We start from the raw sequence: 15,257 nt of genomic DNA, 5'->3' as shown, positions 1-15,257 counted from the left end.
ATGTTATATAAGAAGACTGTTTCAACTGAAGGCTTTTAAAGTTGCTTTTGTATTTCTCCTATCTCCAGTAGCGCCCTTTAATGGTCTACTATAAAATTATTCTGGGATTAACCCTTTTACTGTATCTGCGAATTGTTCCTCACTAACCCCTAGAATATTAGTCCCAGAGTATCCTTCTGGATCAATCTTAGTAGGATCGGCTCCATACACATGTAATAAGGCTGCCAATTCGTAGTTATCTTCATAAAAAGAAGCAGTTAGAGCGTTTGAATAGAGATCCTCTGTATTAGCGTTAGCTCCAGCTTCGAGTAAAATATATGCTAACCTGGTATCGTTTGCATATACTGCATGATGTAAAGCGGTTGTTTCTTCTGCATCTCGTTCCTCTAAATCAACTCCACTGGCTACAAGCTCCTGAACCGTTATATAATCGCCATTCACAACTGCTTCCATTAAAGGAGTCATATTAAGGGATTCCATTGGTAATGGTGCGGAGGATGCGTCAACTGTTGACTCCTCTGAAACAGAAGTATTTAATGCTGCTTCATTCTCAAAAAAATCTTCAGGGAAAATACTAGCATAGGTTAGAGATCCTGCTAGAACTATAGCTATGATTCCAAAATAACCAATGAAGAAAATACCAAACAGGGCACCAACTCCAAGAGCTATTTTGTTTGCGTTAGGATAATAGGTAGGAGTTCCTTCTACCTGCATAAAATGCCCGACTGCTTGGACTCTTTTAGGAGTTGTTGGATGGGAAGAAAGTATTTCACCAAGCCATGTAATTACGTTAGACTCCGTCGAAATTTGTTCTAAATATGCATCCTCATTTACCTCTTTATAAAGTTCCTTTCCAATACTCAAAATGGTCAGTCCACGCTTAGCTGCTGCCCCGTCTTGGATGAAATAAGCTGCTTGGCGGTCGCATGTATACTCACAAGCACGGCTATAAGCTTGTGAAAGAAATGGAAGTAATTGAGCTGGCATGATTAAAATGTTTTTCCATATATGATTTCGTTTAATATGTGTAAGCTCATGGGCGATGATAAAATCAAGCTCTGCTTCGCCCTGCTCTCTAGCAAGCTCAAAAACTTCTGAATATAGAACAACCATATTTTTTCCTAAAAAGCGTGTTGCAAATGCGTTAAATGCCCCCTCGGAATGAACCACAAATATATCCGGTACACGTTTTAGTTTCATATCGTGAGACATACGTGTTATGCGTTCATACACATCAGGAAATTGCCTTTCACTAATTCGAATTCCATTTGCCCTAACATAGCCGAGATGCATAATAAGTGCATATGTACTGATTAAAAACAAGACTACAAAAATAGCAACCCCAAAAATAGTTGCTATAGCTATAACATAAATTAGCAGACTAAATAGGATACATAAAATAAAATATGGCAATTCTCGGTTAGATCTTAACTGTTTGTCTGTCATATTCTTCCTCCTTTTGATGATATTAAATTAACAAATACTACAATTTAAGTCAATTTTCATTATAGGCTCTTTCACACATTTTCGCCATTCGACATATTATTTTTAGAAAGAGGTGGTGAAAGATGCGCGATGAAAAAGGGCTTGTAGACAGGGATTACGAGCCTTATGAAACGGAACAAAAGGAATGGAAAAAGCAACAACTAAGAGAACGAGGTAAGCAACTTTTAACAATTACTTCACCAATACTCATCTTAATCCTTTGGGAGGTTTTTTCGCGAACGGGAATTTTAGATATTCGCTTTTTCCCTCCTCCTTCAGCCATAGTATCGACATTTTTTGAACTAGCTACAAACGGGATGCTCTGGACCCATGTATCAGTTTCGCTCTATAGAATTGCGATGGGTTTCCTGCTTGGTGTCATTCCTGGAGTGGTCATCGGGTTGTTAATGGGATTGTATGCACCTATTCGACATTTTATATCTCCAATTGTCATGGCTTTTATGCCAATTCCTACTCTCGCTTTAATGCCAATTATCATTATTCTTTTTGGTATTGGAGACTTCTCTAAAGTAGTAACAATTGCTGGAAGTGTATTTTTTCCTGTTGTTATTAATACAGTTGCTGGTGTGTTGAACATAGACCAAGTACATTTGGACGTAGCTAAAAATTATGGGGCAAGTCCAAAGAACTTCTTCGTAAAAATTGCTTTTCCTGGAGCCTTGCCCGTGATGCTAGAGGGCATTCAAATGGGGCAGGCAATCGCATTATTAACCATCGTTGCAGCAGAAATGATGGGAGCTACATCCGGTATTGGATTTTTAATATGGACCTCTTATAAGGCATTCATGTTAAAAGAAATGTTCGTTGGTTTAGTACTCATTTCTTTTTTTGGGTTTTTATTTTCCCTTCTCCTGCGTGGACTGCAAAAGAGAATCGTACCATGGAGGTGAGTAAATGAGTAGCAAAGTAAAAATATCGATTGATAACATGACTAAGGTTTTCTATAAAAAAAATAACAGTGTCACGGCTATAAAGAACATTTCCCTTCAAGTAAATGAAGGGGAATTCATCTGTTTAGTTGGACCAAGTGGGTGTGGAAAGACAACTCTTCTACGAATTCTTGCTGGACTTGAAACACCGAGCTCTGGATCTTTTTCAATTGATGCAGAGGCAGGCAACCGTCCTCTACAATCCATGGTTTTTCAAGAAAAAGGAGTTATTCCGTGGCTGACAGTTGAAGAAAACGTCGCCTTTGGATTAAAAATGAGGCATCTACCTCAGGAGTTTGTAAAGAAGCAAACTGACTATTACTTAAAAAAGGTAGGATTAATTAACTTTTCAACGCTTTATCCAAAGGAGCTTTCTGGAGGAATGAAGCAAAGGATTAGTATCGCTAGGGCTTTTGCCAATGACCCAGAAATACTTTTAATGGATGAACCATTTGCTGCTTTAGATGAACAGAACAAATTTATACTGCAGGAAGAATTATTATCTATCTGGTCTGAAAATAAAAAAACTGTTTTATTTATCACTCATAGCATTGATGAGGCGTTGTTACTGAGTGATCGGATAGTATTATTAAGCTCTCATCCAGGTGAGATTGTTAGGGAGATAAAAGTTCCTATGCCAAGACCACGTACGATGGAGCAGGTTAGGGCAAATGCAGAGATGGCTGAACAATTTATATCTATATGGAATCATTTACAGCAAGAAGTTCAAAAATCGAGAAAATAAAGGAGGAAAGTTGTGAAGAAACGCTGGTTCATACTATTTGCGTCCACTATTCTATTACTTGGTGCTTGTAGTTCGAAGGAAAAAGAAAGTTCTGGCAGCATTGACGATCAAGTCAGTAAGGATAACCCATCTGGAGATTTAGCTCCACTGGATAAAAAAGCGAAAGTAATTATAGCCGAGGATGGTGCTGCCTCAGGAGCAGGCTTTTACATTGCCAAGGAGAAAGGTTACTTTGAGGACTACAATATTGAAGTAGAATTTGCCCAATTTGCAAATAGTGATGAGATGCTTCCTGCCCTTGCTTCGGGGGACGTAGATATCGCTGGTGGAGTTTCTACTGCTTCATTTTTTAATGCCATTGCGCAGGGAATTGATGTGAAAATTATTGCAGATAAGGGTCATAACGTCCCAGGTAAATCGTATTTCACTTTCGTCATTGGAAACCATATGAAGGACGTCATCAAGGAGTATAAGGATTTTGAAGGAAAGCGTATTGCCGTTTCCTCCAAAAACTCGATCGATGAATATATTTATCTAGAAATGCTGAAGCACGCAGGTTTGACGCAGGAAGACGTGGAATTTGTACTGCTTGGTGATTTCGGGAGCATGCTTGGTGCCATTGAAAATGGATCTATAGATGCTGCTCTTCAAATTGAACCATTAATCACGCAGGGAATTGAAAATGGATTCCATGAGCGTTTTGGAGATGCAACGGATTATGCACCGGAATCTCAAATAGCGATGGTTTTAGGATCTCCTCAATTTATGAGTGAGGAACAAGATGTATCCCTTCGATTCATGGCTGCTTATCTAAAAGGAGTTCGTGATTATAATGATGCCTTTATAAAAGGGGAAGGAAAAGCGGAAATCATTGAAATCATGACAAAGCATACTTCCTTAAAGGACCCTGCATTATGGGAAAAGGTATTTGTCACAGGCTTAGACCCTGATGGTAAAATGTTTTTAGATGACGTTGTTAAGCAATATGATGCATACAAAGAAAATGGTGCAATTAGTGGAGATGTAGACTTTGATAAAGCAGTAGATACCTCCATCACAGAAAAAGCAGTAGAAATACTTGGTGAATATAAATAAATCCAATCGACAAAAGGTATGGAGATATACTTCTTCATACCTTTTTAACTTAAAAAGAATTGTAATGCTTTTTCTACTTTAAGATATAAAAAGTCTGCTTGCCCAAGGAAGTGGAGAGTTTCTGTAAAAGCAAAAATCAGAAATTTTGCAAGTAGATTCTAGCGTTTTTTTATAAGCTAAGCTAGAAGCGTTGTTTCCTAAATTCATAAAAATGCTCATTTAGTATACAATGAGGGATAAATAGCTGATAGGGGTGCTCGACATGGTGAATGTACTAGTGGATGCAGATGGTTGTCCAGTAGTGGACTTAACGATAGATATAGCAAAACAGTTCAATTTGAAGGTAACGTTATTATGTGACACCGCACATTATATGCAAAGAGAAGGAGCAGAAACAGTCATGGTTTCTAAAGGTGCGGATGCGGTGGATTTTGTGCTTGTAAATAAAGTAAAAAAGGGCGACATTGTTGTCACCCAGGATTATGGATTAGCAGCGATGGTTCTAGCTAAGCAAGGCTTTGCGATAGACCAAAATGGAAGATGGTTTACACCAGAAAACATAGATCAGCTGTTAGATAGTAGACATATATCTAAAAAAATCAGACAAGCAGGTGGTCGAACGAAGGGACCACGGAAACGTCAAAGAGAAGATAATGAAAAGTTTGAAATACATTTTAAGCGAATTTGTGAGCACGCTTTAAAGCAATAGATTTAATCCTCGGTATTTTGTAAAATGTCTATTGCTATATTGGGAGCATCTGCGAAAATACCATCAGCCTTGTAAATCAAGGCTTTTTTTATGTCTGCTTCACTTTTAAGGGAAAACAGATGAACCTTTAACCCATTTTCCTGGGCTTCATGAATAAAGGTACCGTCCACGGCATTCACGTTTACACCTATGCCGCTAGCATAGATGTTTAAGCTTTTAATCTCTTGGTTGGTTAGCTCTGCTTTCTCCTTATAGCTGAGCAATTGAATAAGGGGGATACTTGGCTCCAGCTCATGAAACTCTATTAAACTAGCACGATTAAAGGATTGAACAATCACTTTTGGTATTTCTGATTGGTGATTTAGCAAGTTATATTCCTCTAGTAAAGCAAGTAATTCTTCTTCCATGTCCTCATATATTTTGGGGGACTTCATTTCAATATAATAGTTTACTCTATCCCCAAAATTCTCAAATATTTCTCTTAGTGTGGGAACTCGAACCTTTTCATACACATCGTTAGCGAATTCTGGATACGCATCATTAAACCACTTTCCTGCATTCAATTCTTTTAATTCTTCTAATGTGAAATCCTTTACTAAACCTTCCCCATCTGTGGTTCGGTCCACTTTTTCGTCATGCATGGCTATTAGGGAGCCATCCTTGGTCATTTGTAGGTCAATTTCAATATAGGTCGCACCTAGTTGCTCAGCAACCTCGTAAGCTACCATTGTATGCTCTGGTGCATAGGTGGATGCCCCTCTATGCGCGATGACAAAAAACTCATCTGAAGCAATAGGTGTTACTTCGCTCCCTTTACATCCGCCAATGAGCACAATGAAAATCAATAAAATTAAACTACTTTTGCGCATAAATATGTCCTCCAAAGATGTAAACTTTTTATCTAAAAGTAAATATTCTGTAAAAATTGTAAATTTCTTTACTTTAGAATATTCGGTTTAGTAATATAGTTATGAAAAGATAACATAACTATGGAAGCTGAATAGAATCATTTTTTGCTAGCTTTCATAGTAAACTCTATAAACCTAATGTTTATAGTTACATAATTGAATAGAGGATGGGGGAAATCTTTTGAAGCGAGTAGAACTGATTGACATCTCTAAGTCGTATGACAAACAATCTAGCGTTATCTCTAATATTAACGTAACGATTGAACCAGGGGAATTCTTTGTACTTGTTGGGCCATCGGGGTGTGGAAAAAGTACAATGCTACGAATGATCGCAGGGCTAGAAGAGATAACAGGAGGAGTGCTCAAAATTGGTGAGCAGGAAGTGAATGATTTACCTCCAAGTAAGCGTGATTTGTCCATGGTATTTCAAAATTACGCCTTATATCCTCATCTTACTGTGGAGGAAAATATCCAGTTTGGTTTGCACGTAAAGAAAATTTCTAAAGAAGAACGGGCTAATCGAACAAAGGAAGTTGCTCAGATGCTTGGACTTTCTGATTACTTAAAGCGCAAGCCGAGAGAGCTTTCAGGAGGGCAAAGACAACGCGTTGCTCTTGCTCGAGCTATCGTAAACCAAGCACCAATTTGCTTAATGGATGAACCATTATCCAACTTAGATGCGAAGCTTCGCGCACATATGAGATCGGAAATAAGACAGATTCAACGCAGACTTGGAATTACAATGATCTATGTAACACATGACCAAATTGAGGCGATGACTATGGGTGATCGCATTATGATTCTGCATGAAGGATCCATTCAACAGATAGGCAAGCCAATTGATATTTATAATAATCCAGCTAATCCATTTGTAGCTACTTTTATTGGTTCACCACCAATGAATATTGCCGAAGGCGTTGGAAGTAAAGAGAAGCACGCTATTGTATTGAATGATTTAATTACTATCCCAGTGCCTGCTGAGGACGCACATTACCTCACAGACAATGTAATTGTTGGCATCCGTCCGGAACATATTAAAGCCGCAACTAAGGAATCAACTATTGAGGAAAAAGTAGTTGTCGAAATTGTAAATGTCGAGATTTTAGGAAATGAAACGGTGTTTTCATTTTTATTGAATGATCAGCAATGGCAAGTAAAATGGAGCGGCCAATGGCAAATAGCTGTAGGTGATAAAATTCCAGTAATTATGAATTATGATTCCTTTTGTTTCTTTGATAGCGTGACGAAGGAGATTATTAAAAAACCTTCTGATGTAGAAAACCATGTATTTGGTAAAGAGGTATTCGTATGACAGTAGTGAAATCGAAGCATATGACAGCCGCTAAATCGAAGCAAAAGAAAAGTATTTGGAAGCGTTCATTGGATGCCCGGACTGCTCTCCTATATTTATTGCCATCTATTATATTATTTTCTGTGTTTGTTTTTTATCCGATGTTTCGAACAATTTATTTAAGCTTTTTCTTAACCAATCAAGCAGGAGAGGCTGCAGTATTTGTTGGTCTTGAAAATTATGCGTATTTGCTTGAATCGTCAGCATTTCTAAATAGTATAAAGGCCACATTCCTATTTGTATTGTATACAGTTCCTACAGGAATTATTATAGCGCTAGGGCTCGCACTCCTTGCCAATGAAAAGCTAAAAGGAATTGGGTTCTTCCGTACGATCTATGCTTCTACTATGGGAGTTTCTGTGGCAGCGTCTTCTGTTGTATGGTTATTCCTGTTCCATCCGAGTATTGGAATGTTCAATAAAGTGCTTGCCATTTTAAATCTTCCACAAGTTGAATGGCTGCTAGACCCGACATGGGCATTGCTATCTGTGTCATTGACTACTATATGGTTGAACACAGGCTTCTGCTTTCTGATATTGCTAGGAGGACTACAAAATATTGATGAGCACTTATATGAAAGTGCACGTATTGACGGAGCAAGCTATTGGTATCGTTTGAGAAGAATAACTATTCCAATGTTATCTCCTACCTTGTTTTTTATCATTACGATCTCACTCATTAATGCATTTCAAACGTTTGGACAGGTGGATATTTTAACGAAGGGTGGACCTTCCCAATCTACTAATCTTATAGTGTATTCCATTTATCGAGAGGCATTTGTTAACTACCAATTCGGTACAGCAAGTGCGCAGGCAGTGTTCTTGTTTGTATGTATTTTAATCGTTACGATATTACAGTTTAAGCTAGGTGAAAAGAAGGTGCATTACCAATGAGAATATTTAAGCGCTCCGTCGTTTATTTTTTATTGATCATTACTGCCCTTATTATGTTTTTCCCAATTATCTATGCCTTAATGGTAAGCTTCATGACTGGAGGAGAAATTTTACAGGGAAAATTCCTCCCTTCTACCTTTAGCTTTGATAATTATGTGAAGGTGTTTGATCGCCTGCCTTTGTTAAATTATTTGATCAACAGCTTTATTGTTTCGTTTGGGGTCATGCTAGGGCAGCTAGTTGTTTGTAGTCTAGCAGCCTATGCATTTGTTTTTATCCCATTTAAAGGAAGGGATTTTGTATTCTTCCTGTTTATCTCCACAATGATGATACCTTGGGAAGCGACGATGATACCCAATTTCTTTACCATTCAAAATCTGAATTGGATTAACACATATCAAGGTATGACACTACCATTCTTTGCATTAGCATTCGGGACATTTTTACTCAGACAGCACTTCAAAACAATACCGAAGGAGCTACATGAGGCTTCTCAAATTGCAGGACTGAGCCGATTCGCTTTTTTCATACGTGTGATTCTACCAGTTTCTAAAACTAGTTTAGTAACACTAGGAGCTTATGGGTTCTTAACAACATGGAATATGTATTTATGGCCGCTGTTAGTTACAACCAATAATTCCGTTCGAACGGTACAAATTGGTTTGAAGCAGTTGCAGTCGCAAGAGGTTGCAACAGAATGGGGGGTGGTGATGGCAGGGGTAATCGTAGTTATTATTCCAACACTATTACTATTGTTTTTAGGACAAAAGCAATTGCAAAAGGGGTTAACGCAAGGGGCTTTAAAATAACAGTTGTTCCAAACTAAAAAAAGAGGTGTATGAAATGGGAAAGAAGTTTAAGTTTACGTGGTTGTTCATGATTTTATTAGGTATTCTAGCATTAGCTGCCTGTACAAATAGTGATGAGGGATCGTCAACAGAACCTGTGCAAAAAAGCGATGAAGATGTTGAAAAATCAGAAGAAGGTAAAACAGTCATTTCCTTCTGGCATGCTATGTCAGGATCAGGGCAGACTGCTCTAGACAGTCTTGTCGCAGACTTTAATGCATCACAGGATGACTATGAAGTTAAGGCAGAATTCCAAGGATCTTATGAAGAATCATTAACTAAGCTTCGTAGTGTTGGTGGTACTGCAGATGCTCCAGCCATAACGCAGGTGTTTGAGGTAGGGACTAAATATATGATTGAAAGTGGATTCATCGAGCCAATGCAAAAATTTATCGATGAAGATAACTATGATTTGTCTCAATTAGAGGAAAACATTTTAAATTATTATTCTTTAGATGGTGAATTATACTCTATGCCGTTTAACTCTTCTACACCGGTAATGCTTTATAACAAGGATGCTTTCAAGGAAGCTGGCTTAGATCCTGAGAATCCTCCTAAAACTTTCCAAGAGGTAATTGATGCAGCTGCTAAGCTTAAAACAGATGAAATGAAGGGCTTCTCTATGCTGACATACGGCTGGTTCTTCGAGCAGCTAGTAGCGACACAAGGTGGACTGTATGTAAATGAAGAAAATGGCCGCGCAGGTGACGCAACCGAAGCAGTTTTCAACGGAGAAGAAGGTCAACGTGTATTTGAATTCCTAAATACAATGAATAAAGCTGGCACATTTGGTAACTTCGGAACGAACTGGGATGACATCCGAGCTGCCTTCCAATCAGGGAAAGTGGCTATGTATATGGATTCTTCCGCAGGTGTACGTGGAATCATTGATAACGCACCATTTGAAGTAGGGGCAGCATACATTCCTTATGCAGATGAAGTAGATCGTAAAGGTGTTGTAATCGGAGGGGCATCTCTATGGATGTCTAAGGGAATCGCAGAAATTGAGCAAAAAGCGGCCTGGGAATTCATGAAATATCTAACTACTCCAGAGGTCCAAGCAAAATGGCATTTAGATACAGGTTACTTTGCGATCAACCCATCCGCATATGAAGAAGATATCGTAAAAAAAGCTTGGGAAGAGATGCCACAGTTAAAAGTAACGGTGGAGCAGCTTCAAAGCACGGAGCCTTCTATTGCTACTCAGGGAGCTTTAATCTCGGTTTTCCCAGAATCTCGTCAGCAAATCGTCACAGCTTTAGAGAATCTATACCAAGGGATGGATCCTAAAGAAGCGCTAGATGCTGCAGCAGAAGGAACTAATCGAGCAATCGATATAGCTAACAAAACAAAATAAATAAGAAAGCAAGCAGAGAGCAAAAGCTTTCTGCTTGTTTTATGGTTAAAGAGAGAATCAATTTAAGTCTAAACGAAGACATTCCTTTAAAAGTGACAGCCAAATACAAAATACCATAGGAGAAGTAATGAGAATAGCGACCTTTAATATTTGGAATAAGCAAGTAATGTGGAAGGACCGATTAATAGCAATTTGTGAAGAAATAAAAAAAGTAAATCCTGATATTATTTCTTTACAGGAAGTAATGGCGTATTGAAGAAGGTGAGAATTTAAATGTCGCTCAGTATATAGCAAACACTATCGGATATCCATATGGTATTTTTAACGAATATCCTGATTCTCCAGATGAAGGACTAGCTATCTTGAGTAAATATCCAATAAGTAGTGAAGATGTAATTTGGAGCAAAAATATTAAGGAAACAAATTACTGTGCAAATAGAATTACTTTCAAATATGGATCCTACGAATTTGGAATAACAAATGTTCATTTAAATTGGAAATCTACTATAGTAAGAGAAGAACAGATTAGAGCGGTACATGAATGGATTTTAGAGGACAATAAATCATACGAGGTTCTTTGCGGAGATTTTAATGATGAACCTAATTCAAGTATTCATCAATACCTAACTAATAATAAATGGATAGATGCAGCACAGCTAAATGAAGAAATAAATAATATTAAAGCTCAGCCTACTTTAGACTATATAAATAATCCAAACATAAAAAACGAATCAAGTTTAACCATACAAGCTCGATATGACTGGATTTTATTAAAGCTACATAAGAATTTGAAACTACCATCTATAAGTGTGGAAGTGTTTGGGAATAATCCAACTGCCAAAGCACAGATATTACCTAGCGACCACTATGGAGTGGTATTAGATATTATAAATGTTAATGAAAGAATGAAAAATCCATGAAAACAAGTAAAAGAATCCCGTTTGGAACCAGCGAGTATAGACTTATGACCGGATAGATTTTTTTATGACCGTTCGGAAAGGATTTATGACCGGATAGAAATATTTATGACCGTTCAGCAAGGATTTATGACCGGATAGAAATATTTATGACCGTTCAGCAAGGATTTATGACCGGATAAAAATATTTATGACCGTTCACCAAGTTTCTTGGAAATTTTGTCGAGCGAACTTGAGATTCAAGCCTGTAGCATTACATGGAAAACTCCTCGTGGTCAAATTTTGATAAAACTAACTATTTAACTTCTCACATTAAATTTGTTATGATAAATTGATGGACAAAATTTGAAAAGGTGGAGTAAAAAATGGACACAAATGCATACAGAGTATTACTTTACTACAAATATGTCCCGATTGAAGATCCAGTAATATTTGCACAAGAGCATCTTGCTGCATGTAAGGAAATTGGGTTAAAAGGGCGTATTTTAGTATCGAACGAAGGTATTAACGGAACTTGTTCCGGAACAATTGAACAAACAGACGCATACATGGACATGATGAAAGCGGACAATCGTTTCGCGGATATGGTGTTTAAAATAGATGAAGCGGATGGACATGCATTCAAAAAAATGCACGTTCGACCTAAGCGTGAAATTGTTCATTTAGGATTAGAGGAAGACATCAATCCTAATGAATTAACAGGAAAATATTTGTCTCCAAAAGAATTTTATGAGCAAATGCAAGCAGAAGATACAATAGTGATAGATGCTCGTAATGATTATGAGTTTGACTTAGGTCATTTCCGTGGGGCAATCCGTCCGGATATTCGTAACTTCCGTGATCTTCCTGAATGGATTCATGACAATAAGGAATTGTTTGAAGGTAAAAAGGTATTAACATATTGCACTGGCGGAATCCGTTGTGAAAAATTCTCTGGCTGGTTAGTAAGAGAAGGATTTGAAGACGTTGCTCAATTACACGGCGGTATTGCTACCTATGGTAAAGACCCAGAGGTTCGTGGTCAGCTGTGGGATGGCCAAATGTACGTTTTTGATGAGCGTATAGCTGTGCCGATTAACCAAGTCGAGCATGTAGTGGTAGGGAAAGACCATTTCACTGGAGAACCTTGCGAGCGATATGTAAACTGTGCAAATCCAGACTGTAATGACAAAATTCTTTGTTCTGAAGAAAATGAACACAAATATCTTCGTAGCTGTTCACATGAGTGTCGTGTGCACCCAAGAAATCGCTATATTGTAGAACATAATTTAACTGAAGAAGAAGTAGAAGCTAGATTAGCTGCTATTTAACATAATTTTTGATCAACCATGCTATTTAATTAGCATGGTTTTTTTATAATATTTCATTTTTAGAGCAAGAAAGAATGTGTAAACATATTGTCTCCATTATAATGCGAAACATATGGAAAAACTGTACAAGATGATTCACCATTGATGTATAATCTGTGACTGTATAATATAGTGGGAAACAAAATATAATAATAGGTATAAAGGGGTTTAGTGGTCTTATCTAGAAAGATACTAGGAGTTCGTTTTTTATAATAGAATGGAGGAACGTATATGGCAATCGAAGTGAGAAGAATTTCTGATTTGAAAGAGGTCGACGTATCCAAGCTAATTGAAGAAAGCGAAAAAGAAGGGTATCGTTTTGTCTCCAGACTGGCATCTGAATATGAGGATGGTACAAACAGATTTAGTGAACAGGGAGAAGCACTGTATGGTGCTTGGGAAGCAGAAGAGCTAGTTGCGATTGGTGGCCTGAATCGTGATATCTTGGGATCAGACTCTGCTAGATTACACCGATTTTATACTTTGCCTGATTACCGAAGAAAAGGAATCGGGAGTAAGCTATTTAAAGTAATTTTAGAAGATGCAAAAGGCCAATTCAATGAAATCACTACTAAAACTGAATCAACAAAAGCTGATGCTTTTTATCGGGCAAACGGCTTTATATTTGACCGAAGATCTCCGGACACAACTCATGTAATAGGATTATAATAACTCAAACCAATTATGGTGCTCTTTGTGAAGGTATTTACAAGGAGCACCTTTTCTATTTATTAACTCCATTTATTCCTCCAGCTGTTTTCCTTCTCGTATAGCTTTTCGCTCCAAAAGCATAAAAGCTTCATTTTCTAAACGCAAAAGCTCTATCTCTAATTCCTTTTGCTTATGCTGCTGTTGTTTTACTGTTACGTAGCCTCCAATAGCAATTACGCTAAGCAAGGATAAGCCAATAGCAGAAAAAATAAATATAGCAATAATATCCTCCAAGCATGGCACCTCCCTTTGTATAAATAGTATAACAAATACAGGAATAGTTAAAGTTTCCAAATGGATGAAAAATAAGAATAATTCATTTGGTATAGCTGCACATATTCTGGAGAAATCTATTGTAAAGATCAAATAACTAACATGAGCTAACTTTTTGACAGTCAACTTATATTAATATAATATAGAGAAGTCTCGAAAGTGAGATAAATAAAACCTAAAAAAACATATAGATATATAGAGGAGTTTTAAAATGAACGTATTAGTAGTAAAAGCAAATAATCGTCCAGCAACAGAGGCAATTTCAAGTAAAATGTATGAAACATTCATGGCTGAGCTTGAAGGTAAAGACGTAAACGTAACTGTTTATGACGTATATGAAGAAGACACTCCATACTTTGGACAAGATCTTTTCAATGCTTTCGGTAAAGTACAAAATGGTGGAGAGTTAACTGATGTGGAATCTCGCTTGTTATCAGCTAAACAAAAAGCAATGGATTTATTAACTGCTGCAGATGTTGTAGTATTTGCATTCCCATTATGGAATCTAACTATTCCAGCTAAATTACAAACTTTCATTGATTATGTATATGCTGCAGGCTTTGCATTTAAATATGATGCACAAGGCAACATGATTCAATTGATGACAGATAAAAAAGCAATCTTCCTAAACGCTCGCGGTGGTATTTACTCTACACCTGAGGCAGCACCAATGGAAATGGCTGTAAACTACATGCGCGCAGTATTTGGTGGAGTTTTCGGTATGCAAATTATTGATGAAGTAATTATTGAAGGTCATAACGCAATGCCTGATAAAGCACAAGAAATCATTTCTTCAGGTATGGAAGAAGTAAAAGCTTCTGCTCAACGTTTAGTAGACTTAGCAGTTAAAGCCTAATTAATTATATAAAGCCGTCAAGGTCCTTAAGCGACCTTGGCGGCTTTATTTTTATGCGGAAATAAGCTAAGTGAAATGCAGGAAAGATGGTCGAGAGCGCTCATCTTAGGAGTGGATTGTAGTAAACTATCGGTTGATTGTAGTAATCTAGTGGCTGATTGTCGTAAAATAAGCTCTGATTGTAGTAAACCAGGCGGAAGCGTTCGCCATAGAATGGGATTGTAGTAAACTACCGGGTGATTGTAGTAAATCAGTGGCTAATTGTCGTAAAATAAGCTCCAATTGTAGTAAACCAGTGATCAATTGTCGTAAAACAACCAGGAACCATCCAACTAACACAGGAGAATGATTAATTAGTTTTGATATACTATACATAGAACAGTGTGTTATAATATTAATAGAACAACGTAAATAGGAGGCATAATATGTTTATAGAGATAAAACCAAATTCATCCGTACCGATCTATTTACAGTTAGCTCAACAATTGATAGAAGGCATGGCTAGGGGTGAGTTAAAGCCAGGGGATTCTCTACCATCTGTAAGAAGTTTTGCAGCAGATTTGGGGATGAATATGCATACAGTTAACAAAGCATATCACCTTTTAGAAGAAAAGGACTTCATTCAAATTGTCCCAAAATCTGGGGTCATTGTGCAGCCAAAAGGATTGGAAAAAGCAACACAAATACAACAGCAATTGCTTGCAGAACAAATTCGCCCATTATTAGCGGAGGGAATGGTATTACAGCTTTCAGAGGAAGAAATGGTTGCGATGGTAAGAGAGCTTGTTCAACATATTAAGGAGGGGTAAT

The 15,257-nt window shown here is 37.4% G+C and carries 17 protein-coding genes; 14 read left to right on the top strand and 3 right to left on the bottom strand.

Annotated elements, in window-relative coordinates:
- Positions 1–96 precede the first annotated feature (96 nt).
- The gene (locus D0S48_RS11655) at positions 97–1,446 is read right to left on the bottom strand and encodes a M48 family metallopeptidase (RefSeq protein WP_144538282.1); all 1,350 of its coding nucleotides are present in this window, start codon (positions 1,444–1,446) and stop codon (positions 97–99) included.
- A gap of 122 nt (positions 1,447–1,568) precedes the next feature.
- Here D0S48_RS11655 and D0S48_RS11650 point away from each other — a divergent pair, with 122 nt between their 5' ends.
- The 4 genes from D0S48_RS11650 to D0S48_RS11635 all read left to right on the top strand — a co-directional run bounded on the left by D0S48_RS11650 (position 1,569) and on the right by D0S48_RS11635 (position 4,984).
- Entirely contained in the window at positions 1,569–2,396 is an 828-nt protein-coding gene (locus D0S48_RS11650) for an ABC transporter permease (RefSeq protein WP_144538283.1), read from the top strand.
- A gap of 4 nt (positions 2,397–2,400) precedes the next feature.
- Entirely contained in the window at positions 2,401–3,180 is a 780-nt protein-coding gene (locus D0S48_RS11645; protein WP_144538284.1) for an ABC transporter ATP-binding protein, read from the top strand.
- 12 nt (positions 3,181–3,192) lie between these two features.
- Positions 3,193–4,275, top strand: coding sequence for an ABC transporter substrate-binding protein (locus tag D0S48_RS11640; RefSeq protein ID WP_144538285.1), 1,083 nt, complete (start codon positions 3,193–3,195; stop codon positions 4,273–4,275).
- Positions 4,276–4,537: 262 nt separating this feature from the next.
- Positions 4,538–4,984 carry a YaiI/YqxD family protein gene (locus D0S48_RS11635; protein ID WP_144538286.1) on the top strand — a complete coding sequence of 149 codons (447 nt, stop codon included), beginning with the start codon at positions 4,538–4,540 and terminating at the stop codon, positions 4,982–4,984.
- 2 nt (positions 4,985–4,986) lie between these two features.
- On the opposite strand, the gene D0S48_RS11630 is transcribed toward D0S48_RS11635, so the two are convergent.
- Positions 4,987–5,853 (bottom strand): glycerophosphodiester phosphodiesterase family protein, encoded by an 867-nt coding sequence (locus D0S48_RS11630; protein ID WP_144538287.1) that lies wholly within the window; start codon positions 5,851–5,853, stop codon positions 4,987–4,989.
- Positions 5,854–6,073: 220 nt separating this feature from the next.
- Between D0S48_RS11630 and D0S48_RS11625 the strand changes: the two genes are divergently transcribed.
- From D0S48_RS11625 to D0S48_RS11595, 8 genes are all read left to right on the top strand, one after another.
- Positions 6,074–7,204, top strand: coding sequence for an ABC transporter ATP-binding protein (locus tag D0S48_RS11625; protein WP_144538288.1), 1,131 nt, complete (start codon positions 6,074–6,076; stop codon positions 7,202–7,204).
- A 20-nt stretch (positions 7,205–7,224) separates the two neighbouring features.
- Positions 7,225–8,136 (top strand): carbohydrate ABC transporter permease, encoded by a 912-nt coding sequence (locus D0S48_RS11620; RefSeq protein ID WP_144538572.1) that lies wholly within the window; start codon positions 7,225–7,227, stop codon positions 8,134–8,136.
- Positions 8,133–8,945, top strand: a complete 813-nt coding sequence (locus D0S48_RS11615) for a carbohydrate ABC transporter permease (protein ID WP_144538289.1) — start codon at positions 8,133–8,135, stop codon at positions 8,943–8,945. The genes D0S48_RS11620 and D0S48_RS11615 overlap by 4 nt, the downstream gene beginning before the upstream one ends.
- Positions 8,946–8,979: 34 nt before the next feature.
- Positions 8,980–10,341, top strand: coding sequence for an ABC transporter substrate-binding protein (locus D0S48_RS11610; protein WP_151111800.1), 1,362 nt, complete (start codon positions 8,980–8,982; stop codon positions 10,339–10,341).
- A gap of 127 nt (positions 10,342–10,468) precedes the next feature.
- A complete protein-coding gene (locus D0S48_RS21120) occupies positions 10,469–10,597 on the top strand; it encodes an endonuclease/exonuclease/phosphatase family protein (RefSeq protein ID WP_255475358.1) in 129 nt (42 codons plus the stop codon).
- A gap of 106 nt (positions 10,598–10,703) precedes the next feature.
- Entirely contained in the window at positions 10,704–11,261 is a 558-nt protein-coding gene (locus tag D0S48_RS11605; protein ID WP_225321612.1) for a hypothetical protein, read from the top strand.
- Positions 11,262–11,623: 362 nt separating this feature from the next.
- Positions 11,624–12,568 (top strand): oxygen-dependent tRNA uridine(34) hydroxylase TrhO, encoded by a 945-nt coding sequence (locus D0S48_RS11600; protein WP_151111798.1) that lies wholly within the window; start codon positions 11,624–11,626, stop codon positions 12,566–12,568.
- Between the two features lie 270 nt (positions 12,569–12,838).
- Positions 12,839–13,276 carry a GNAT family N-acetyltransferase gene (locus D0S48_RS11595; RefSeq protein ID WP_151111796.1) on the top strand — a complete coding sequence of 146 codons (438 nt, stop codon included), beginning with the start codon at positions 12,839–12,841 and terminating at the stop codon, positions 13,274–13,276.
- A 72-nt stretch (positions 13,277–13,348) separates the two neighbouring features.
- Here D0S48_RS11595 and D0S48_RS11590 read toward each other — a convergent pair whose 3' ends face one another.
- Positions 13,349–13,552, bottom strand: a complete 204-nt coding sequence (locus D0S48_RS11590; protein ID WP_144538294.1) for a hypothetical protein — start codon at positions 13,550–13,552, stop codon at positions 13,349–13,351.
- A 250-nt stretch (positions 13,553–13,802) separates the two neighbouring features.
- Between D0S48_RS11590 and D0S48_RS11585 the strand changes: the two genes are divergently transcribed.
- Positions 13,803–14,447: an FMN-dependent NADH-azoreductase gene (locus tag D0S48_RS11585; protein ID WP_144538295.1), complete on the top strand. Its 645-nt coding sequence runs from the start codon at positions 13,803–13,805 to the stop codon at positions 14,445–14,447.
- Positions 14,448–14,872: 425 nt separating this feature from the next.
- Positions 14,873–15,256, top strand: a complete 384-nt coding sequence (locus D0S48_RS11580; RefSeq protein ID WP_151111794.1) for a GntR family transcriptional regulator — start codon at positions 14,873–14,875, stop codon at positions 15,254–15,256.
- Position 15,257: the final 1 nt, after the last annotated feature.

This window comes from Psychrobacillus sp. AK 1817 (genome assembly GCF_008807035.1).
GTDB classification, from domain to species: Bacteria; Bacillota; Bacilli; order Bacillales_A; family Planococcaceae; genus Psychrobacillus; species Psychrobacillus faecigallinarum.
This window is presented reverse-complemented; position numbering and strand designations above follow the sequence as displayed.